This is a genomic window from Streptomyces sp. NBC_01351, from assembly GCF_036237315.1.
GTDB lineage: Bacteria > Actinomycetota > Actinomycetes > Streptomycetales > Streptomycetaceae > Streptomyces.
In genome coordinates, this window is record NZ_CP108356.1 from 5,154,022 (window position 1) to 5,175,838 (window position 21,817).

A 21,817-nucleotide genomic window follows, 5' to 3' on the forward strand; every position below is an offset into this window, starting at 1 on the left:
AACGGCCCTGACCCGGCCCGTGTCCTCCGCGGGGACCGCCGTCGTCCCGCCCCCGGGCAACCGGGGTGCGGCGGTCCCCGCCTATTCCCTCCCGGGACGGGTGCGCCGGACGGCCTCCTGCACGCGGGCCCGCCTCGCGGCCTTCAGCCGGGCGCTCTCCGGCTTCCTCCAGCCCTGCTCGCGGGGTGACTCAGCCCCGCCGGCGTTTGAGGCGCGCGGTCTGGGGCGGCGCCCCAGCAGCGGCGCCGCAGCCGAACAGCGGTCAGTCCCGCCGGCGCAGCCCCTTGGCCGCGTGGATGAAGTTCACGCCCACGATCCCGGCCCAGGCCACCAGCAGCCCCGGCAGGCGCGCCTGCGCAGCAGCAATGGCCGAGAGCGGGATCGCCAGCACCAGCGTGATGATCGCGAAGCCGAAGCGTTCGCCGAAGCCCCCCTCCGTCACGGCAGGACCGGCGGGGCCACGGGCCGCGGACAGGCGTTCCTCCGCGAGCCGGCGCCGGACCTGCGTGTCGAGCTTCTCGACGAACGAGTCCACCAGCGCGGCCTCGTACTCCGGACCCAGCTCCCGCCGGGCGTCCAGCGTGGCGCCGAGTTCCTTCTTCAGTTCATGGGTGTGGGCGTGGTCATCCATGTCCCCACGGTAGGAACCGCCGGTGCCCCCCGCACTGGGGCTATCCCCCGTATCCGGATAGCGGGCACGGCTTGCCCGTGTGCATAACCGCATGCAGAGTGCTCCGTGACTGAATATCTCACCGGGACGGAGGGGGCGGCATGAGTGACAGCCCGGCGGCGCGGCTGCAGAAGCTGTTCGAGGGGCACCGGCTGACGCCGACCCAGCGGCGGATCGCGCACTGCATGGTGCGCGGGGCCGCGGAGGTGCCCTTCCTGTCGAGCGTGGAGCTCGCCGAGCTGGCCGGGGTGAGCCAGCCGTCCGTGACCCGCTTCGCGGTGGCGCTGGGCTTCGACGGATATCCCGCGCTCCGCCGCCACCTGCGCGAGGTGGCGCCCGCCGCCGAGCGGACCGCCACCGCGCACGAGGACGCGTACAACGAGTACCAGCAGGCCGTTCAGGGGGAGATCGAGAACCTGCGGCAGCTGTCGGCGATGCTCGCCGACCCCTCGCCCGTCCAGGAGGCCGGCCGGCTGCTCGCCGCCTCGACCCCGCTGCCGGTGCTCGGGCTGCGGGCGGCGTCCTCGCAGGCGCGCGGTTTCGCGTACTTCGCCTCCAAGGTGCACCCGGACGTACGGCTCCTCGACGAGGGCGGCTCGATGATGGACGACCGCATAGACGCGGCCGTCGCCGCCGGGGCGAGCACCCTGCTCTGCTTCGCGCTGCCCCGGCATCCCCGGGAGGTCGTGGAGGCACTGGAGCGCTCCCGGCGGGCCGGCCTGACCGTGGTGACGGTCGCCGACTCGGCCTTCGCCCCGGTGGCCCGCCACTCGGACCTGCTGATCCCGGCCCCCGTCGGCACCGGCCTGGCCTTCGACACGGCGTGCGCGCCGATGCTGCTGGGCCGGGTGCTCCTGGAGGCGATGGCGGACGCGCTGCCCGATGCGCAGGCGCGGCTGGAGGCCTTCGACGCGCGGGCGGTGTCGCGCGGGCTGTTCGTGGACTGAGCCCGCCCCGCCGCTCAGCGGTGGTTCAGCTCCGCGAGCTCGGTGGCGAGCGTCGCGCAGCGCCGGGATGCGCGGCAGGACGGGGAGCAGGGCGTTGCGGACGGCGCGCAGGACCGGGTTGCGGGTGGTCGCGACCCGGGTCATCCGGTCGGTGAGGGCCACCACACGCTGGGCGACGGGCCGTCGGCGGGCCTCGTAACCGTCCAGGCTCTCGCCGGCGAAGGCGCGGCCCAGGGCGTACCCGTCCTGGATGCCGGTGTTCGTGCCCTGGCCGCCGGCCGGGCTGTGCACGTGGGCGGCGTCCCCGGCGAGCAGCACCGCCTCGGTCTCGTACTGGGGGGGCCATCAGCGCGTACGGGTGGGCCGTGCGCAGACCGCCGAAGGGGATCGTGGTGAGGGGGCGGGCGCCGTCGCGGATCCGGAACCGGGTGACGGGGATGCCGCGGCCGATCAGCTCGCCGTGCAGGGCGCCGGAGGGGTCGAGCTCGTCGAGCACCTCCAGGGTGCGGGCGTGCACGACGGCGGCGCGGGTGGGGGTCCCCCCGGCGGAGCCAGGGGGAGTGTTGGCGCCCTCGGCCTGCTTGTCGAGGAGCACGGGGCTGGAAGATCAGCCTCGCCGGCGTTTGAGGCGTGGGGGTCCCCCCGGACGGGGTCTGGTGGGGGCACTTCCCAGCGGTAGCTGGGGGAGAGGGTCCGGGGCGGAGCCCCGGTTCGGGAAGGGGCGGGGTGGGGGAAGGCCCGCGCAGCGGTTACAGCAGGGCATCCCCGCAGGCGCCGCCGGCCTCCGCGACGATCTCCGCGGGCCCCTGCGCCGGTCGCGCCATCGAGAAGCGGACCCGGCCCCCGGGAGACACCGCGAAGCCGTGCACCGCGGGCCGCGGGAGGCTGTTGTAGCCGTAGTGGGCCGTGAAGAAGTACGCCCCCGTGTCCGGAACGCCGATCACGTCCCCCGGATCCAGCCGCGGCAGCTCGCGCGCCGTCGCCAGGAGGTCGCCCGCGAAGCAGGCCGGGCCCGCGATGTCCTGCGCCACCGGCTCCCCGGCCTTCGCGACGCCCTTCGCGTCGTACGGCAGGATCCGCACCGGCCAGGACGCCGGCGCGTACGCGGTGCGGGTCGCCAGCTGGACCCCCGCGTGGGTGAGGGCGATCGCACGGCCCCCGCTGGTCTTGGTGTACTCGACCCGCGCCAGGACCAGGCCGTTCTTGGCCAGCAGGGACCGCCCGAACTCCGTGACGAGCCCGTACGAGCCGTCGAAGAGCCCCGGGACCGCCTCGCGCAGGGCCGCGACGTACTCCCCGTATGTGGGGACCGCCTCGTCCGAGGTGAAGTTCACCGGCAGGCCCCCGCCGATGTCGAGGGTGTCGACCTGCCGGCGCCCGGCCGCCGCGTTGATCTCCTCGGCCAGCGCGTGCAGTTCCCGTACGCCCTCGGCGATCAGGGCCAGCGGGACGCCCTGCGAGCCCGAGTGGGTGTGCAGCCGGGTCAGCCACGGCCGCTCCGCGTAGGCCCGTACGAGCCACTCGCGCGCCCCCGGGTCGCGCAGCGCGATGCCGAACTTCGAGGTGGCCGTGGCGGTGGACAGCGCGCCGATGGTGCCCGCTCCGGTCTGCGGGTTGATCCGCACCCCGATCGGGGACGCGGGCGGGGTGGGGGCGGAGCCGACGAGCGCGTCGAGGCGCTCCAGCTCCTGGCGGTTGTCGGCGTTGACGGCGATGCCCAGCGCCAGGGCCTCGCGCAGCTCGCCCTCGGTCTTGGCGGGGGAGTCCAGCACGATCCGCCCGGCCGGCAGCCCGGCCGCCCGGGCCAGCGCCAGCTCGCCGGGGCTGGCGACCTCGCAGCCGAGCCCGGCGTCGGCGAGCAGCCGCAGTACGGGCACGAGCGGGGCGGCCTTGACGGCGAAGGCGTGCAGGACGGGGGTGCCGGGCGCCACCGCGGCGGCGAAGGCGCCGGTCAGGGCGGCGGCGGAGGCCCGGATCCCGGCGGTGTCCAGCAGGCAGGCCACCGGCTCGGAGTCGAGGAGGCCCTGCGCGACGGCGGCACGTACGACCAGATCCCTGTCCATGTCGTCCATGCCCGCCATCCCATCATCCGAAGGAGCGACCCGCAGCTGTTGACTGAATCTATTCAGGAAGCGAGGATGTGAATGGATTGACCAACATCGGAGGAGGCACCGCCATGTCAGGACCCCGCCCCGTACGTGCCGCGCGAGGCACCGAGCTCAGCACCCTGGGATGGCAGCAGGAGGCCGCGCTGCGGATGCTCCAGAACAACCTCGACCCCGAGGTCGCCGAGCACCCCGACAAGCTCGTCGTCTACGGCGGCACCGGCAAGGCCGCCCGCGACTGGCGCTCGTACGACGCGATGGTCCGCACCCTGCAGACCCTCAAGCAGGACGAGACGATGCTGGTCCAGTCCGGCCGCCCGGTCGGCGTGATGCAGACCCACGAGTGGGCCCCGCGCGTCCTGCTCGCGAACTCCAACCTGGTGGGCGACTGGGCCAACTGGGAGGAGTTCCGCCGCCTGGAGCACCTCGGCCTCACCATGTACGGCCAGATGACCGCCGGTTCGTGGATCTACATCGGCACCCAGGGCATCCTCCAGGGCACCTACGAGACCTTCGCCGCCGTCGCCGCCAAGAAGTTCGACGGCACGCTCGCCGGGACCATCACCCTCACCGCCGGCCTCGGCGGCATGGGCGGCGCCCAGCCGCTGGCCGTGACGATGAACGACGGCGTCGCGATCTGCATCGACGTCGACCCGCGCGCCATCGAGCGCCGCATCGAGCACCGCTACCTGGACGTCAAGGCCGACAACCTGCGCCACGCCCTCCAGCTGGCCGTGGAGGCCCGCGACGCGCGCAAGCCGCTCTCCATCGGCCTCCTCGGCAACGCCGCCGAGCTGCTCCCGCAGATGCTCGCCGAGGGCGCCCCGATCGACATCGTGACGGACCAGACCTCCGCCCACGACCCGCTCGCCTACCTCCCCGTCGGCGTCGACTTCGACGACATGGCCTCCTACGCGGCCAAGGACCCGGCGGGCTTCACCACCCGGGCCCGCGAGTCCATGGCCAAGCACGTCGAGGCCATGGTCGGCTTCATGGACGCCGGCGCCGAGGTCTTCGACTACGGCAACTCCATCCGCGGCGAGGCCCAGCTGGCCGGCTACGACCGCGCGTTCGCCTTCCCCGGCTTCGTCCCCGCCTACATCCGGCCGCTGTTCTGCGAGGGCAAGGGCCCCTTCCGCTGGGCGGCGCTGTCCGGCGAGGCCTCGGACATCCACAAGACCGACAAGGCGATGCTGGAGCTCTTCCCGGAGAACGAGTCCCTGCACCGCTGGATCAAGATGGCCGGGGAGCGCGTCCACTTCCAGGGCCTGCCCGCGCGCATCTGCTGGCTCGGCTACGGCGAGCGCGACAAGGCCGGCGAACGCTTCAACGAGATGGTCGCCGACGGCACCCTCGCCGCGCCGCTGGTCATCGGCCGCGACCACCTCGACTGCGGTTCGGTGGCCTCCCCGTACCGCGAGACCGAGGCGATGCTCGACGGCTCCGACGCGATCGCCGACTGGCCGCTGCTCAACGCCATGGTCAACGTGGCCTCCGGCGCCTCCTGGGTCTCCATCCACCACGGCGGCGGCGTCGGCATGGGCCGCTCCATCCACGCGGGCCAGGTCACGGTCGCCGACGGCACCCCGCTGGCGGGCGAGAAGATCCGCCGCGTGCTGACGAACGACCCGGGCATGGGCGTCATCCGCCACGTCGACGCGGGCTACGACATCGCGGAGTCCGTGGCGGACGAGCGCGGGGTCCGGGTCCCGATGCGCGAGGGCGACGACGCGTGAGCGAGGCCGACATCCCGGGTGCGGCGCCGCTGCCGGGGCTCCGCCCCGGACCCCGCGCGTCAAACGCCGGCGAGGCTGAATCGGCGGGGCGGGGAGAGAGCAGCTCTTTCCACGCCATGTGGGCCGACCTCGCGCCCATCGGCCGCAACGCGGACTCCGGTGGGTACCGCCGCTATGCGTGGACCGGCGCGGACGCCGACTGCCGGACCTGGTTCCAGGCGCAGGCAGAGGCCCGCGGGCTGACGTACGAGACCGACCGCAACGGCAACCAGTGGGCCTGGCTCGGCGACCCCCTCGCGGGGGACGCCGTCGTCACCGGCTCGCACCTGGACTCCGTCCCCGACGGCGGGGCCTTCGACGGCCCCCTCGGGGTGGTGTCCTCCTTTGCGGCCCTGGACGAACTCCGCAGGAGGGGCGCGGAGTTCGCCAGGCCACTCGCCATCACCAACTTCGGTGACGAGGAAGGCGCCCGCTTCGGCCTCGCCTGCGTCGGCTCCCGGCTCGCCGCCGGGCAGCTGACCAAGGAGAAGGCGTACGAGCTCCGCGACGCCGACGGCATCAGCCTGCCGCAGGCGATGGAGGCCGCCGGGTACGACCCCGACGCCATCGGGGCCGACCCCGAACGCCTCGCCCGCATCGGCGCGTTCGTCGAGCTCCACGTGGAGCAGGGCCGGGCCCTCGACCTCTCCGGCGACCGGGTCGGCATCGCCTCCGCGATCTGGCCGCACGGCCGCTGGCGGTTCGACTTCCACGGCGAGGCCAACCACGCGGGCACCACCCGCCTGGTCGACCGCCGCGACCCGATGCTCACGTACGCGGCGACCGTCCTCGCGGCCCGCACCGAGGCGGCCCTCGCCGGGGCCGTCGCCACCTTCGGGAAGATCGCGGTCGAGCCCAACGGGGTCAACGCCATCCCCTCCCTGGTGCGCGGCTGGCTCGACTCGCGCGCCGCCGACCAGGCGACCCTCGACACGGTGGTCACCGCCATCGAGAAGGCCGCCCGCGAGCGCGCCGGCCAGGACGGTATCGACCTCGCGATCGTCCGGGAGTCCTTCACCCCGGTCGTCGAGTTCGAGCACGCCCTGCGCGACGAGATGAACCGGATCCTGGGCGGGTCCGTCCCCGTCCTCGGCACGGGCGCGGGACACGACGCCGGAATCCTCTCCGCCGCCGTCCCCACCGCGATGCTGTTCGTACGGAACCCGACCGGCGTCTCCCACTCCCCGCGGGAGTTCGCCGCCGAGGACGACTGCGTGGCGGGCGTCCTCGCCCTCGCCGACGTACTGGAAGGACTCGCGTGCCGGTGACGACGCGTACGACGTACTGGCTGGAACACGCCTGGCTCGACACGAACGTCGAGCCGGGCGTGGCCCTGGACGTATCCGCCGACGGGCGGATCGCCGCCGTCCGGACCGGGGTCGAGGCCCCGCCCCCCGGCGCCGAAGTGCTGCGCGGCCTGACGATCCCGGGCCTCGCCAACGCGCACTCCCACGCCTTCCACCGGGCCCTGCGCGGCACGGTCCAGGTCGGCTCGGGCACCTTCTGGACCTGGCGCGACTTCATGTACAAGGTCGCCCAGAACCTCACCCCCGACACGTACTTCGCGCTCGCCCGCGCCGTGTACGCCGAGATGGCGCTGGCCGGCATCACCGACGTCGGCGAGTTCCACTACGTCCACCACGCCCCGGGCGGCGCCCCGTACGCCGACCCGAACGCCATGGGCGAGGCCCTGATCGAGGCCGCGGCCGCGGCCGGCATCCGGATCACCCTCCTCGACACCGCCTACCTGTCGGCAGGCTTCGGGGAGGCCCCCAACCACCACCAGCTGCGCTTCTCCGACGGCACCGCCGACGCCTGGGCGGAGCGGGTCAGCGCCTTGAAGCCCCGCGAGCACGCCCTGATCGGCGCCGCGATCCACTCCGTACGCGCGGTCCCGGCGGGGCAGTTGGCCACGGTCGCCGCGTGGGCGCAGGAGCGCGGGGTGCCGTTGCACGTGCACCTCTCCGAGCAGACCGCGGAGAACGACGCCTGCCAGGCCGCGCACGGCCGCACCCCGACCCAGCTCCTCGCCGACCACGGGGTGCTGGGCCCGCGCACCACGGGCGTCCACAACACGCACCTGACCGACGTGGACATCGCCCTCCTCGGCGGCACCACCACCGGCACCTGCATGTGCCCCACCACCGAACGCGACCTCGCGGACGGCATCGGCCCGGCGGTCCGCCTCCAGCGGGCGGGCAGCCCGCTCTCGCTCGGCAGCGACAGCCACGCGGTGATCGACCTGCTGGAAGAGGCCCGCGCGATGGAGCTCAACGAGCGGCTCGCCAGCCGCACGCGCGGCCACTGGACGGCGGCGGCGCTGCTGCGGGCGGCCACGGCCGATGGCCATGCGGCGCTGGGCAGGCCGGATGCGGGCAGCCTGTCGGCGGGCGGGCTCGCGGACTTCACCACCATCGCCCTGGACTCGGTCCGCACCGCCGGTCCCGTCCCCCGGCTCGGCGCGGAGATGGCGGTCTTCGCGGCTTCGGCCGCCGATGTCCGGCACACGGTGGTCGGGGGCCGCCACATCGTCCGCGACGGCGTCCACACCCTGGTCCCGGACGTCCCGTCGGCCCTGGCTTCCACCATCGCCGCCCTCCGCGCCTAGCGGGGGACGCCTGCGGCGGGCCTTTCCCCCACCCCGCCCCTTCCCGAAACTGGGGGCTCCGCCCCCAGACCCCCGCGCCTCAAACTCCCCCAGCTACCGCTGGGAGGTGCCCCCTGGCGAGGCTGAATGGTGCCGCTGCGCGGCACTATCCAGCCCGCCCGGCGTTTGAGGGCACGGGCGCGCAGCGCACGTACGGGGTCTGGGGCGGAGCCCCCAGTTTCGGGAAGGGGCGGGGTGGGGGAACAAAAACAACTCGACCACCACGAGGAACCGCGACCATGACCACCGCAATCACCAACATCGGCAGTCTCGTCACCAACGACCCCGCCCTCGGCGACGGCCCCCTAGGCCTGATCAAAAACTCCACCGTCGTCATCGACGGCGACCGCATCGCCTGGGTCGGCCCCGCCGACAAGGCCCCCGCCGCCGACACCGCCTTCGACGCGGCCGGCCGCGCCGTCATCCCCGGCTTCGTCGACTCCCACTCGCACCTCGTGTTCGCCGGCGACCGCACCGCCGAGTTCAACGCCCGGATGTCCGGCAGCAGCTACGCCGCCGGCGGCATCCGCACCACCGTCGCCGCCACCCGCGCCGCCACCGACGCCGAGCTCGAAGCGAACCTGCTGCGCCACCTCGACGAGGCCCGCCGCCAGGGCACCACCACCTTCGAGACCAAGTCCGGCTACGGCCTCACCGTCGCCGACGAGGCCCGCGCCCTGCGGATCGCCGCCGCGCACACCGAGGAGGTCACCTACCTCGGCGCGCACATCGTCTCCCCGGACTACGCCGACGACCCGGCCGGCTACGTGGATCTCGTCACCGGCGAGATGCTGGAGGCCTGCGCCCCGTACGCCCGCTGGGTGGACGTCTTCTGCGAGAAGGGCGCCTTCGACGGGGAGCAGGCCCGCGCGATCCTCACCGCGGGCGCCGCCGCCGGCCTGATCCCGCGCGTGCACGCCAACCAGCTCTCCCACGGCCCCGGCGTGCAGCTGGCCGTCGAGCTCGAAGCCGCCTCCGCCGACCACTGCACCCACCTCACCGACGCCGACGTGGACGCCCTCGCCCAGGCCGCGGGCACCACCGTCGCCACCCTGCTGCCCGGCGCCGAGTTCTCCACCCGCGCCCAGTGGCCCGACGCCCGCCGTCTGATCGACGCGGGCGTGACCGTGGCGCTGTCCACGGACTGCAACCCGGGCTCCTCCTACACGAGTTCGATGCCCTTCTGCATCGCGCTCGCCGTGCGCGACATGCGGATGACCCCGGACGAGGCCCTGTGGGCCGCCACCGCCGGCGGAGCCCGCGCCCTGCGGCGTACCGACATCGGCAGGGTCACCCCCGGAGCCCGCGCCGATCTGGCCCTGCTGGACGCTCCCAGCCACGTCCACCTGGCCTACCGGCCCGGTGTCCCGCTGGTTTCCGCCGTGTGGCAGAAGGGTGTCCGCGCGCACTGAGAAAGGGCGCTGACGAAGGGTCAATTCCGGCCCGTCCTTTGTCTTCCCTCCGTAAGACCCCCGGCGTACCTTGAGCCACCAATCTGATGTGTCGTCAGTAACTTGTGGCCCGAGGGGAAGACGAAGGTGTCCGACCGGAAACGCTCCACCGCGCTCGCGCTGGCCTCCGCGCTGGCAGCCGGATCGGCGGTCCTGCTGGCCGCCCCCGCCGCGCAGGCCGCCGTCATCGACGTGGCCTACGACTGCAAGACCCCGATCGGGGACAAGTCGGCGGTATCACCCATCGACATCAAGGCCGTGAAGGAGGGCGACGGGTACAAGCTGACGATGTCCTTCCAGAAGGGCGTCTCGTCCAGCCCCGTCGAGCTCGGCAAGGGTGCGATGAGCCCCAGCGCCGTCATCCTCGTCGACGGCGCCGAGAAGGCCTCCGTGCCGGTCTCCGGACCGTCCAACCCGGAGGCCATTCCCGCCAATACGCCCATCAAGATCACCGACCTCTCGGGCACCTACAAGCCCAAGAAGAGCGGCAAGGTCACCTTCACCGCCGGGGTCCTCACCATCAAGGCGTTGGGCACCACCACCACCTGCACCCCCGGCAACAGCCCCAAGCCGTCCCTCGAACTGGACGTCACGGGCGCGGGCAGCGGCGGTACACAATCCGGCGGTTCCGCGGGCGGCGAGAGCCTCCCGCAGACCGGACCGACCGACTCCGCCCTCGCGCTGGGCACCCTCGGAGGCACCGTGCTGCTCAGCGGCGCCGCCGGCGTGCTCTGGCTGACCCGGCGCGGCCAGCGGGCCCGGTCCTGAACGGAGCACCCCCGGCCATGCCCGTGCTCCACTCCCTCACGTCCCTCCGGCGCGTGGGCGTCCCGCTCCTGGCGGCCGCCGCGCTGTACGCGACCCCCGCGCACCCCGCGGCGGCCGACGAGCCCGGCTGGACCGCCGAGCCGGCCGCTGGAACGGCCGCCGCTGGAACGGCCGCCGCCGGAGCGGCCGCCGCCGGGCCCGGGGGTGCCCGCCCGTACGCCGCGCGTCCGTACTACTACCTCTCCGGCACCGCCGGCACCGTGCTGGAGGACCGGCTCGCGCTCACCAACACCACCGACACGGAACGCACGGTCACCCTGCGCGGGGCCGACGCCTACAACACCACCGAGGGCGCCTTCGCCGTGCGGCCCGCGCAACCCGCGGCCGGAGGCCGCTCAACAGGGCACTGGACCGGCGCCGGGGCCTGGATCAGCTTCGGCGCCGCGGCCACCGTGAAGATCCCGCCCCGCACCCGCGCGGTGGTCCCCTTCACCGTCACCGTGCCGCCCGCCTCCCCGCCCGGCGACCACCCCGCCGCCGTGGTCGCCACCGAGGGCGGCCACGAGGTGGGCGTACGGGTCCACCTGCGGGTCGGCGGCCCCACCCTGGCCGCCCTCACCGTCGAGGACGTCTCCGTACGCGGCAAGGGCGCGGCCTCCGTGATCGCGTACACCCTGGTCAACCGGGGCAACGTGGCCCTCGCCCCCGAGCTGTCGATCCGCGCCGAGGGCCGCTTCGGCGAGGTCCCCGGGCGCGGCGCCCGCGCCCTGCCGGTGGAGCTGCTCCCGGGCCAGCGGGTCGAGCTGACCGAGCCCTGGCCCGGCGCGCCCGTCCTCGACCGGGTCCGCCTCACGCTCACCGTCACCGCCCCCGGCGGGGCCCGCGCCACGGCCGCCACCTCGGCGTGGTTCCTGCCCTGGCGGCTCGCGCTCTGGCTGGGCGGCGCCCTGCTCGCCCTCGGCGCGACGACCCTGACCGCGCTGTACCTCGTACGCAGCCGGCGCACCCGCCTGGACCCCCTGGCGGGCGGCACGCCCGTACCCGAACCGGAACACGAACTGACGGGAGCAGCCAGGTGAGCGCCAAGGCCGGCGGCACGATCCGCCCCCTCCGCCCCCTCCGTACGCTCCTCGCGGCCGCACTGGCCGCATGCGCCGCGTGCGCCCTCGCGCTGCTCCCCGCAGCCCCGGCCGCCGCCGAGGAGGGCAAACCCACCGTGGCGCTCTCGCTCCAGGAGGCCGCCAAGGGCACCCAGCTCACCGTCACCGGGACCGGCTGGCGCCCCAAGTCGCTGGTGATGCTGCTGGTCTGCGGGCAGAACATGATCGGCGGCACCAACAGCTGCGCCAACGCCGACGGCACCGCGGTCTCCGTGGCCGACGACGGGCACTTCACCGCCCAGCTGCCGGTGGTCGCCCCGCCGAAGCCCTGCCCCTGCATCGTCAACGTCACCTCCGTCAACGGCGACCAGTCCACCGTCGCCGCCGCCCTGAAGATCACCGACCACGAGGTGGCCGAGCTGCCCGCCGAATCGGGCACGGCCCGCCTCGCGATGCTCACCGGGGTCCGGCTGGAGGGCGAGGACGGGGTGCTCACCTGGTTCGGCGCCCCGCCCACCCGGAAGTTCAAGGTGACCGTCGGCAACCTCGGCTCGGCCCCCGTCAAGGACCCGGTCTTCCAGCTCGGCACCACCCGGGGCGTGTTCGCGCCGCTGTGGGAGGAGGCCCGCTGGAAGGGGACCATCCCGCCGGGTGGCAAGGCGGAGATCGCCCTGGACGTGGCCCTCACGGCCGGCGCCCACGGGGACCACACCCTCTCCCTCAAGTACGGGGAGACGGTCGTGGCCACCCAGCCGTGGGGCGTGGACCGCCCGTACGGGGTGCTGGTCTTCTGGGGCCTGCTCCTGCTGGTGATCCCGGCCGCGCTCTTCCGCATCGGCATGGCCGTCGTCGACAAGGTCCGCCCGCGCGAGACGCCCGCGGGCGGCCGCCACCGGGGCGTGCCCCCGGAGTCGCCCGCGGCCGTGACGACCCGGCTGCCCCGGATCCCGTCGCTACGAGGACCCGCGCGCGCGGCCTCCGGTCCGCCGGAGCCGTCCCCCCAGACCACCACGGCGGTCCTGCCGTGGTTCACCCCGGACAGCGCACCGGGAACAGCACAGCAATCCGCACGGCAATCCGCACCGTCAGAAGACCATCCGACAACGAAGGGACATCCGTGAGAACCCAACGGAGGATGAGCGCGGCCGGGGTCGCGTTGATGCTCGGCGGGGCGGGGATCCTGCTGGCGGCGAGTCCCGCCCAGGCCGCCTCGGTCACGTTCAAGACAGAGTGCATACCGCCGTCGATCTCCGGGCTGCCGCCGATCCAGGGCGAGACGACCGTGGAGATCACGGCTCCCGCGACGGCCAAGGTCGGGGACACCGTCGACGTCACCTGGAAGACGGTGAAGGCGGCGTCGAAGAACCCGGACGTGATCGACCTGGAAGCGAACATGGTCGAGCCCAGCGGCGACCTCAAGGTGGGGGGCGCGCAGACCGGCGTGGTCGCCATGAAGGGGCCGCGGGAGAACCCGCCCATCCCCAAGGGCGGCGACATGAAGCTGTCCACCATGACCGGCAAGCTCAAGATCGAGAAGGCCGGCGACATCACGCTCACGCCCGACAAGTACGTGATCACGGTCCACCAGATCATGAAGACCGAGACCAAGTGCGCGCCCAAGGAGGCCGTGAAGGCCTCCGCGACCATCAAGGTCGAGGGCGGCTCGGGCAACGGCGGCAACACGAACGGCGGGACCAACAACGGCGGCACGAACAACGGCGGTACCAACAACGGCGGCACCACCGCCGGAGGCGGCGGTCAGACCGACTTCCCCGGCAAGCCCGTCGACGTGAAGTTCGACTGCGGTGAGACCGTGCCCGGCGGCATCACCACCCCGGTCACCGTCAGCGCCAAGAAGAACGGCGGCAATTTCGACCTGACGGTCAAGACGGCCAAGGGCGCCATGAAGGCCCCGGTGGCCCTGCCCAAGGGCGCGCTCAAGCCCTCGATGAAGATCAAGCTCGGCGGCGCCGACACCGGCATGGTCAACGTGACCGGCCCGGCCAACGCCGAGGCCATCGCCCAGGGGGCCGACGTCAGCCTGAGCGAAATGACGGGCACCTACAAGCCGGGCAAGACGGGCAAGGTCACGCTCAGCCCAGCCGACATGTCGATCGACGTGACGATGGTGGCGGGCTCCACGCCGCTCAACGTCCCCTGCAAGGCGACCAGCACCGGCGTCTCGCTGGAGCTGGACACCGTCGCGCAGGCGGGCGGCTCGGGCTCGCCCACGACGACCACCACCACCGGCAACGCCACCTCGGGCAACCTCGCCGAGACCGGCGCCGAGGACGAGGGCGGCATCAAGGCCCTCGCCCTGGTCGCCGGCACCGTGATCCTCCTCGGTGGCGCGGTGTTCACCTTCACCCCGTGGCGCCGCCTGCGCGGCACCCGCTAGCACCCGCCGGCACCCGCCGGGCAAAGGGAACGGCCCGGCACACCTTCCGGTGTGCCGGGCCGTTCGCCGTTCGGGCGCAGGTCAGGGACGGTGCGTCAGTGCACGCCACCCATGAGCGGCTGGACCTTCTTGCGGTACATGTAGATCGCGATGCCGGCGAGGACGGCGAGCGCGCCCTGGCTGGCGAACCAGCCCTGCGTGTCCGTCGGGGCGCCGAGCAGCTGGAGCAGCGCGATCGTCGAGTCACCGGCGGTGACCGCGAGGAAGAAGACGCCCATCATCTGGGAGGCGTACTTCTGCGGCGCCAGCTTGGTGGTCAGCGACAGGCCGACGGGGGAGAGGGTGAGCTCGCCGACGGTCTGGATGAAGTACACGCCGACCAGCCACATCGGGCTGACCTTCGTGTCGCCGGTGGCCAGGCCCTGGGCCATCATCATGACGCCGAAGGAGATGCCGATCATGACCAGCGCGAAGGAGAACTTCGCGAGGGTGGTCGGCTCCTTGGAGCGCTTGGCGAGGGCCACCCACAGCATCGCGAAGAGCGGGGCGAGGGCCATCACGAACAGCGGGTTCAGCGACTGGAACCAGCTCTCCGGGAAGTTGAAGCCGAACAGCGTGCTGTCCGTGCTGTCCTTCGCGAACAGGGCCAGCGTGGAGCCGGTCTGGTCGTAGATCGCCCAGAAGATCGCGGCGGCGGCGAAGAACCACACGTACGCCGACATGCGGGACCGCTCGACCGTGGAGAGGTCCTTGTCGCGCTTGATCCGCATGATCGCCCAGGCGGGCAGCACGAGACCGGCGATGGTCAGCGGCCACAGCGCGTAGTTGATCGTGAAGATGCCGGCCAGGCCGATGATCGCGTAGGCGGCGACGGCGACGCCGAGCCAGATCAGGCCCTTCTTGACGACGGAGGACTTCTCGGCGGCGCTCAGCGGGCTCGGAACCTGGTTCGAGACCGGGTTCAGGTGGCGGAAGCCGAAGAAGTAGAAGGCGAGGCCCAGGGCCATGCCGACACCGGCCATGCCGAAGCCGAGGTGCCAGTTGACCTCCTGGCCGACGTAGCCGATGGTCAGCGGGGCGACGAAGGCACCGAGGTTGATGCCCATGTAGAAGATCGTGAAGCCACCGTCACGACGCGGGTCGTTCTTGTCCCGGTACAGCTGGCCGACCATCGTGGAGATGTTGGCCTTGAGCACGCCCGAACCGGCGGCGATCAGCGCCAGGCCGATGAAGAACGAGACGGACGACGGCACGGCCAGCAGGAAGTGACCCGTCATGATCACGACACCGGCGACGGCCACGGCCTTGCGGGCACCCCACACGCGGTCACCGAGCCAGCCGCCCGGAAGGGCGAGCAGGTAGACCATCGCGTTGTACACGGAGTAGATCGCGACCGCGGTCGCGTCGTTCATCCCGAGACCACCGTCGGCCACGTTCGTGGCCAGGTAGAGCACGAGCAGCGCGCGCATGCCGTAGAAGCTGTAGCGCTCCCACATCTCGGTCATGAAGAGGAAGGCGAGGCCGCTGGGGTGGCCGAGGAAGGTCTTCTCCGCGGACGTGTCCGCCGAGTCCCTCGTCAGGCTGGAAGCCATGGGTCGATCCTTGCTTGCTCGGGACGCTTCGCTTCGTGAGCGGAACAGCGCCCGGGACGAGTGGCCGGCACCGGCGGCGGACCTCCCACCCCACGCCCGGGGGTCTCGCCCCGAGGTGTGGGGGCGAAGGAACGTCCGTAACCGGGATCCACGCCCGCTCGCGCACCTTCGCGCGGCGGGCCCGGCCCATAGGTCATTCACTGTCATCAAGCCCGGACAGGTGAGTCCCACAAGACTGCCTGTCCGATCAGGACAGAAATAGAGACCTTCGGCCGTTTTTGGCACAAAGGTCCCTGAGGTAGTGCATCAGGCGTCTCGCCACCATACGACACGACAGCGAGGCATATGAAAGGACTTGAGAGATGGATCACAGGTCAACCGGGAACCGTTTGGCCAGATTCGAAGGCGACCACTAGTCCATAAGGCCAGTTCGGCAGGGGTCTGACAGTGGGCCCCTCGATTCACCCGCCGCGGACTACCATCACCCACATGACGCGTGTACTGCTCGCCGAGGACGACGCATCCATCTCGGAACCCCTGGCCCGCGCCCTGCGCCGGGAAGGGTACGAGGTCGAGGTCCGGGAGGACGGCCCCGCCGCCCTGGACGCCGGACTGCAGGGCGGCGTCGATCTCGTCGTCCTGGACCTGGGCCTGCCGGGCATGGACGGCCTGGAAGTGGCCCGCCGGCTGCGCGCCGAGGGCCACGGCTTCCCGATCCTGGTCCTCACCGCCCGCGCGGACGAGGTGGACACGGTCGTCGGCCTCGACGCCGGCGCCGACGACTACGTCACCAAGCCCTTCCGGCTCGCCGAGCTGCTGGCCCGCGTCCGGGCCCTGCTCCGGCGCGGCGCCACCGAGGCCACCCAGCCCCCCGCCACCCACGGCGTGCGGATCGACGTGGAATCGCACCGCGCGTGGATGGGGGAGGAAGAGCTCCAGCTCACCGCGAAGGAATTCGACCTGCTGCGGGTCCTGGTCCGCGACGCGGGCCGGGTCGTCACCCGCGACCAGCTCATGCGCGAGGTCTGGGACACCACCTGGTGGTCCTCCACCAAGACCCTCGACATGCACATCTCCTGGCTGCGCAAGAAGCTCGGCGACGACGCGGCGAACCCCCGCTACATCGCCACCGTCCGTGGCGTCGGCTTCCGCTTCGAGAAGAGCTAGAGCCTACTGAGCCATGCGCCGCCGCCTGATCAACTCCACGCTCGCCGTGGTGCTCGTCGTGATCGCCGTCTTCGGGATCTCCCTCGTCATCGTGGAGACCCGGACGATCACCAACAGCGCCCAGGACCGGATCGAGTCCGAGGCGCTGCGCCTGGTGGGCATCGTCGAGGCGGACGTCCTGGAGAAGACGCCGATCGACGAGGGCGCCCTCGCCGAGCAGCTCGACGCCGGCCACTACGCCCGGATCACCCTCCCCGGCCGGCCGGCCGTGGAGGTCGGCAACCGGATCACCGACGACGTCATCCGCGGCAGCGCGCGCGGAGAGCAGGGCGAGACGGTCGTCGTCGAGGCGTCCCGCTCCACCGTGACCGAGGAGGTCGGCCGGACCCTGGCCGTGGTCGGCGCGGTGGCGCTGCTCGCCGTCGTGGCGGCCGTACTGCTCGCCGTACGGCAGGCGAACCGGCTGGCCTCCCCGCTCACCGACCTCGCCGAGGCCGCGGAACGCCTCGGTTCCGGAGACCCCAGGCCCCGGCACAGGAGGTACGGGGTACCCGAGCTGGACCGGGTCGCGGACGTGCTCGACGCCAGCGCCGAGCGGATCGGCAGGATGCTCACCGCCGAGCGGCGCCTCGCCGCCGACGCCTCCCACCAGCTGCGCACGCCGCTGACGGCGCTGTCCATGCGGCTGGAGGAGATCACCGTCACCGACGACCTGGAGACCGTACGGGAGGAGGCGTCGATCGCCCTCACCCAGGTGGAGCGGCTCACGGACGTGGTGCAGCGGCTCCTCACGAACTCGCGCGACCCCCGCACGGGCTCCGCCGTCCCCTTCGACCTCGACGAGGTCGTCAAACAGCAGGTGGAGGAGTGGCGGCCCGCCTACCGCAGCGCCGGCCGGGCCATCGTGCGCTCCGGCAAGCAGGGCGTACGGGCCGTCGGCACCCCGGGCGCGGTCGCGCAGGTCCTGGCGACCCTCGTGGAGAACGCGCTCATGCACGGCGGCGGCACGGTCGCACTGCGCACCCGCGTCGTCGGCAACCAGGCGGTGCTGGAGGTCACGGACGAGGGCCCCGGGGTCCCGCCCGACCTCGGCAACCGGATCTTCGAGCGGGCCATCAGCGGCCGCAACTCCACGGGCATCGGCCTCGCCGTCGCCCGGGACCTCGCGGAGGCGGACGGCGGACGCCTCGAACTGCTCCAGGCACAGCCGCCGGTGTTCGCGATCTTCCTCAGCCGGACGGCGCCGGAACGGTCCGAGCCCGAGGCGACGGTCCGCTAGCGATCCGGTCGCCCGGCGCGCCTGGCCCTGGTCTTTCGAGGGCCCTAGTTGTTCGCGGGCTCCGGCTCGGGGACCGGCTCCGGACGGCGGTCCGGCTTGGGCAGCGGCGCCGGCTCGGGCATGGGCTCGGCGGGCGTGGCGGACACGGACGCCGCCACGGGCAGCGCCTTGAAGACCCAGGTGCGGTAGGACCAGAAGCGGAACACGGTGGCCGTCCCGATGCCGATGAACTTGAACACATTGCTGGCGACGGGCCCGTCCCAGCCGAAGCCGTACGTGGCCACGTACAGCACGCCGTTCTCGATGACCAGGCCGATCGCGCTGAACGCCATGAACAGGACCAGCTCGCGCGTGCGCCCGGCGGGATCGCTCTGGGCGCGGTCGCGGTAGGCGAAGTAGCGGAAGCCGAGGTAGTTCGTGACGATGGCCACGACGGTGGCTATCACGCTCGCGCGCACCACCTGGAGGTCGGTGGTGCTGCGGATCAGGTTGAAGACACCCAGATTGACCAGCACACCCAGACCGCCGACCGCCCCGAACTTGGCGACCTCCCGTAGGAGACCGCGTACGCGTTCGAGAACAGATCCGTCCCCAGGCGTGCTCATCAGTAGGTCAGTCCTGTCGGTCACCGCCCCACCAGGGGCGTCCGGGGTTCTCCGTCAACCCACCCATGCTAAGTCTCCCCCCTGTGCTCCGTCTGTGCCTTCCGGCAGCGTGCGACGCACGGCACACCGGGGGAGGCAACCGACAGGTCCGCGCCAGGCCACGTCCATATGGCGGAATCCCGCCGGATACCCTGGAGGAGTGACGTTCCCGGTAGTCGGCATGGTCGGCGGCGGACAGCTCGCCCGCATGACCCACGAGGCGGGTATCCCCCTCGGCATCAGATTCAAGATCCTCAGTGACACCCCACAGGACTCGGCGGCCCAGGTCGTGAGCGACGTCGTCATCGGCGACTATCGCGATCTGGAGACACTGCGCGCCTTCGCGCGCGGCTGCGACGTGATCACCTTCGATCACGAGCACGTACCCACCGAACACCTGCGGGCCCTGGAAGCGGACGGCATTCCCGTCCGCCCGGGGCCCGACGCGTTGGTGCACGCCCAGGACAAGGGGGTGATGCGCGCCAAACTCGACGAGATCGGCGCGCCCAGCCCCCGCCACCGGATCGTGAGCGATCCGGCGGACGTGGAGGCCTTCGCGGCGGAGGTCGGCGGGTTCCCCGTCATCCTCAAGACCGTGCGAGGCGGCTACGACGGCAAGGGCGTGTGGTTCGTACGCACCCCGGAGGACGCGGACGCGCCCTTCCGGGCCGGTGTCCCCGTCCTCGCCGAAGAGAAGGTGGACTTCGTCCGCGAACTCGCGGCCAACATCGTCCGTTCCCCCCACGGCCAGGCCGTGGCCTATCCCGTAGTGGAGTCCGTCCAGGTCGACGGGGTCTGCGACACGGTCATCGCGCCCGCCCCCAACCTCTCCGAGGAGCTCGCGGGCCAGGCCCAGGCCCTCGCCCTGCGCATCGCCAAGGAACTCGACGTGACCGGCCACCTGGCCGTGGAGCTGTTCGAGACCGCCGACGGCCGGATCCTGGTCAACGAACTGGCGATGCGCCCGCACAACAGCGGCCACTGGACCCAGGACGGGGCCGTGACCTCCCAGTTCGCCAACCACGTGCGCGCGGTCCTGGACCTCCCGCTGGGCGACCCGCGCCCCCGCGCCAAGTGGACCGTCATGGCGAACGTCCTGGGCGGGGACTACCCCGACATGTACGCGGCGTACCTGCACTGCATGGCCCACGACCCCCAGCTGAAGATCCACATGTACGGCAAGGACGTGAAACACGGCCGCAAGGTCGGCCACGTCAACACCTACGGCGACGACCTGGACGATGTGCTGGAGCGCGCACGCCACGCAGCCGACTACCTCAGAGGAACGGTCACCGAATGAGCACCTCCGCCGCAGGTCCGATCATCGGCATCGTCATGGGCTCCGACTCGGACTGGCCCGTCATGGAGGCGGCCGCCCAGGCGCTCGACGAGTTCGAGATCCCGTACGAGGTCGACGTCGTCTCCGCGCACCGGATGCCGCGCGAGATGATCGCGTACGGGGAGCAGGCCGCCGACCGCGGCCTGAAGGCGATCATCGCGGGCGCGGGCGGGGCCGCCCACCTGCCCGGCATGCTCGCCTCCGTCACCCCCCTCCCCGTGATCGGCGTCCCCGTCCCCCTCAAGTACCTCGACGGCATGGACTCCCTGCTGTCGATCGTCCAGATGCCGGCCGGGGTCCCCGTCGCCACGGTCTCCGTCGGCGGCGCGCGCAACGCGGGTCTGCTCGCGGCCCGCATCCTGGCCGCGCACGACACCGACCTGCTGGCCCGGATGAAGGACTTCCAGCAGGAGCTGAACGACCAGGCCACCGAGAAGGGCAAGCGGCTGCGTACGAAGGTCGCGGGCGCGGACTCCTTCGGATTCGCGAAGTGAGCGCGGCGCAGCGCCTGGACGAGGCGCGTGAGCTGCTCGCCGAACACCCGGTCGTCGACGGCCACAACGACCTCCCCTGGGCGCTGCGCGAGCAGGTCCGCTACGACCTGACGCAGCGGGACATCGCGGGCGACACGTCCGCCCACCTGCACACCGACATCCCACGGCTGCGCGCCGGCGGGGTCGGCGCGCAGTTCTGGTCGGTCTACGTCCGCTCCGACTACGCGGGCGACGAGGCGGTCAGCGCCACGCTGGAGCAGATCGACGCGGTCGCCCAGCTGATCGACCGTTACCCCGGCGACCTGGTGCGGGCGCTGACGGCCGACGATATGGAGGCGGCCCGCCGCGAAGGGCGCATCGCCTCCCTCATGGGCGCCGAGGGCGGCCACTCCATCAACAACTCCCTCGCCACGCTGCGCGCCCTGCACCGGCTGGGCGTGCGGTACATGACGCTCACGCACAACGACACGATCGACTGGGCGGACTCGGCGACCGACGAGCCCCGGCACGGCGGCCTCACCGACTTCGGCCGCGAGGTCGTCCGCGAGATGAACCGCGTCGGCATGCTGGTGGACCTCTCCCACGTGGCCGCGACGACGATGCGCGACGCGCTCGCCGTCTCCACCGCCCCCGTGGTCTTCTCCCACTCCTCGGCCCGGGCGGTCTGCGACCACCCGCGCAACATCCCGGACGACGTCCTCGCGCTCCTCCCCGCGAACGGCGGGGTCGCCATGGCCACCTTCGTCCCGAAGTTCATCCTCCCGGCGGCGGTGGAGTGGACCCTGGCCGCGGACGAGAACCTGCGCGCCCACGGCTTCCACCACCTGGACACCACCCCCGAGGCGATGGCCCTGCACCGGGCCTTCGAGGCCGGGCGCCCCCGCCCGGTTGCCACGGCCGCGACGGTGGCCGACCACCTGGACCACATGCGCGAGGTGGCCGGCATCGACCACATCGGCATCGGCGGCGACTACGACGGCACGGCCTTCACCCCGTCCGGCCTGGACGACGTGGCGGGCTACCCGAACCTGGTCGCGGAACTCCTGACCCGCGGCTGGTCCCGCGAGGACCTGGCGAAGCTCACCTGGTCCAACGCGGTCCGCGCCCTCCGCGACGCGGAAGCGGTGGCCCGCGACCTGTCTGCCACTCTGGGCCCGTCGAACGCGGTCCTGTAGCGCGGCCCCGCCGCACGGGGCTCCGCCCCGGCCCCGCGCCTCAAACGCCGGCGAGGCTGGATTTTCCAGCCGTCCGGCGTTTGAGGACCGGGTCTGGGCAGAGCCCTGGGGGCACCTCCCAGCGGTAGCTGGGGGAGGAACGGTGGAAGGGCGGGGCGGGGAGAGGCTCCGCGCAGCGGCACCCCCGCACCCCGCCCGGCCAGGGCAAGGGCACCACGTCCGGCCAGGGGAACGGGGTTCGGCCCTGCCACCCGAACGCCACACCC

General features: G+C 72.6%; 18 protein-coding genes and 1 pseudogene. 14 read left to right on the forward strand and 5 right to left on the reverse strand.

What is annotated here, in order from left to right:
- Nucleotides 1-262: 262 nt before the first annotated feature.
- Entirely contained in the window at nucleotides 263-631 is a 369-nt protein-coding gene (locus OG625_RS23795) for a hypothetical protein (RefSeq protein WP_329384711.1), read from the reverse strand.
- 140 nt (nucleotides 632-771) lie between these two features.
- Here OG625_RS23795 and OG625_RS23800 point away from each other — a divergent pair, with 140 nt between their 5' ends.
- Nucleotides 772-1,617 carry a MurR/RpiR family transcriptional regulator gene (locus OG625_RS23800; protein WP_329384714.1) on the forward strand — a complete coding sequence of 282 codons (846 nt, stop codon included), beginning with the start codon at nucleotides 772-774 and terminating at the stop codon, nucleotides 1,615-1,617.
- Nucleotides 1,618-1,833: 216 nt separating this feature from the next.
- Here the strand turns inward: OG625_RS23800 and OG625_RS23805 are convergent.
- Together OG625_RS23805 and OG625_RS23810 are read right to left on the reverse strand one after the other, a co-directional pair.
- A pseudogene (locus OG625_RS23805) lies at nucleotides 1,834-1,935 on the reverse strand (FAD-dependent monooxygenase); the annotation flags it as partial.
- Between the two features lie 431 nt (nucleotides 1,936-2,366).
- Nucleotides 2,367-3,689 (reverse strand): diaminopimelate decarboxylase, encoded by a 1,323-nt coding sequence (locus OG625_RS23810; RefSeq protein ID WP_329384717.1) that lies wholly within the window; start codon nucleotides 3,687-3,689, stop codon nucleotides 2,367-2,369.
- A 104-nt stretch (nucleotides 3,690-3,793) separates the two neighbouring features.
- Here OG625_RS23810 and hutU point away from each other — a divergent pair, with 104 nt between their 5' ends.
- The 8 genes from hutU (at nucleotide 3,794) to OG625_RS23850 (ending at nucleotide 13,861) form a co-directional block, all read left to right on the forward strand.
- A complete protein-coding gene (gene hutU, locus OG625_RS23815; protein ID WP_329384720.1) occupies nucleotides 3,794-5,458 on the forward strand; it encodes a urocanate hydratase in 1,665 nt (554 codons plus the stop codon).
- Nucleotides 5,459-5,574: 116 nt separating this feature from the next.
- Nucleotides 5,575-6,765 (forward strand): allantoate amidohydrolase, encoded by a 1,191-nt coding sequence (locus OG625_RS23820; protein WP_329390895.1) that lies wholly within the window; start codon nucleotides 5,575-5,577, stop codon nucleotides 6,763-6,765.
- Complete coding sequence (locus OG625_RS23825) at nucleotides 6,756-8,105, forward strand: formimidoylglutamate deiminase (RefSeq protein ID WP_329384723.1); 1,350 nt, start codon at nucleotides 6,756-6,758, stop codon at nucleotides 8,103-8,105. The genes OG625_RS23820 and OG625_RS23825 overlap by 10 nt, the downstream gene beginning before the upstream one ends.
- Nucleotides 8,106-8,383: 278 nt before the next feature.
- Nucleotides 8,384-9,556 (forward strand): imidazolonepropionase, encoded by a 1,173-nt coding sequence (hutI, locus tag OG625_RS23830; protein WP_329384726.1) that lies wholly within the window; start codon nucleotides 8,384-8,386, stop codon nucleotides 9,554-9,556.
- A gap of 126 nt (nucleotides 9,557-9,682) precedes the next feature.
- Nucleotides 9,683-10,363 carry an LPXTG cell wall anchor domain-containing protein gene (locus tag OG625_RS23835; protein WP_329384729.1) on the forward strand — a complete coding sequence of 227 codons (681 nt, stop codon included), beginning with the start codon at nucleotides 9,683-9,685 and terminating at the stop codon, nucleotides 10,361-10,363.
- Nucleotides 10,364-10,380: 17 nt separating this feature from the next.
- Nucleotides 10,381-11,442, forward strand: coding sequence for a COG1470 family protein (locus tag OG625_RS23840; RefSeq protein WP_329384732.1), 1,062 nt, complete (start codon nucleotides 10,381-10,383; stop codon nucleotides 11,440-11,442).
- Nucleotides 11,439-12,584 (forward strand): hypothetical protein, encoded by a 1,146-nt coding sequence (locus OG625_RS23845; protein WP_329384735.1) that lies wholly within the window; start codon nucleotides 11,439-11,441, stop codon nucleotides 12,582-12,584. The genes OG625_RS23840 and OG625_RS23845 overlap by 4 nt, the downstream gene beginning before the upstream one ends.
- A 14-nt stretch (nucleotides 12,585-12,598) precedes the next feature.
- A complete protein-coding gene (locus OG625_RS23850; protein ID WP_329384738.1) occupies nucleotides 12,599-13,861 on the forward strand; it encodes a hypothetical protein in 1,263 nt (420 codons plus the stop codon).
- Nucleotides 13,862-13,956: 95 nt separating this feature from the next.
- Here the strand turns inward: OG625_RS23850 and OG625_RS23855 are convergent, their stop codons facing one another.
- Nucleotides 13,957-15,453, reverse strand: coding sequence for a peptide MFS transporter (locus OG625_RS23855; protein WP_329384741.1), 1,497 nt, complete (start codon nucleotides 15,451-15,453; stop codon nucleotides 13,957-13,959).
- 489 nt (nucleotides 15,454-15,942) lie between these two features.
- On the opposite strand from OG625_RS23855, the gene OG625_RS23860 reads away from it, so the two are divergent.
- Together OG625_RS23860 and OG625_RS23865 are read left to right on the forward strand one after the other, a co-directional pair.
- Nucleotides 15,943-16,620 (forward strand): response regulator transcription factor, encoded by a 678-nt coding sequence (locus tag OG625_RS23860; RefSeq protein WP_329384744.1) that lies wholly within the window; start codon nucleotides 15,943-15,945, stop codon nucleotides 16,618-16,620.
- Nucleotides 16,621-16,633: 13 nt separating this feature from the next.
- Nucleotides 16,634-17,899, forward strand: coding sequence for an ATP-binding protein (locus OG625_RS23865; protein ID WP_329384746.1), 1,266 nt, complete (start codon nucleotides 16,634-16,636; stop codon nucleotides 17,897-17,899).
- Nucleotides 17,900-17,943: 44 nt separating this feature from the next.
- Here OG625_RS23865 and OG625_RS23870 read toward each other — a convergent pair whose 3' ends face one another.
- Complete coding sequence (locus tag OG625_RS23870; protein WP_329384750.1) at nucleotides 17,944-18,504, reverse strand: GtrA family protein; 561 nt, start codon at nucleotides 18,502-18,504, stop codon at nucleotides 17,944-17,946.
- A 109-nt stretch (nucleotides 18,505-18,613) separates the two neighbouring features.
- Here OG625_RS23870 and OG625_RS23875 point away from each other — a divergent pair, with 109 nt between their 5' ends.
- The 3 genes from OG625_RS23875 to OG625_RS23885 are packed head-to-tail and all read left to right on the forward strand — an operon-like array spanning nucleotide 18,614 to nucleotide 21,551.
- Entirely contained in the window at nucleotides 18,614-19,843 is a 1,230-nt protein-coding gene (locus OG625_RS23875) for a 5-(carboxyamino)imidazole ribonucleotide synthase (RefSeq protein ID WP_443067758.1), read from the forward strand.
- Entirely contained in the window at nucleotides 19,840-20,376 is a 537-nt protein-coding gene (gene purE, locus OG625_RS23880; RefSeq protein ID WP_329384752.1) for a 5-(carboxyamino)imidazole ribonucleotide mutase, read from the forward strand. Before OG625_RS23875 ends, purE begins: the two co-directional genes overlap by 4 nt.
- Nucleotides 20,373-21,551 (forward strand): dipeptidase, encoded by a 1,179-nt coding sequence (locus OG625_RS23885; RefSeq protein ID WP_329384755.1) that lies wholly within the window; start codon nucleotides 20,373-20,375, stop codon nucleotides 21,549-21,551. The genes purE and OG625_RS23885 overlap by 4 nt, the downstream gene beginning before the upstream one ends.
- Nucleotides 21,552-21,817: the final 266 nt, after the last annotated feature.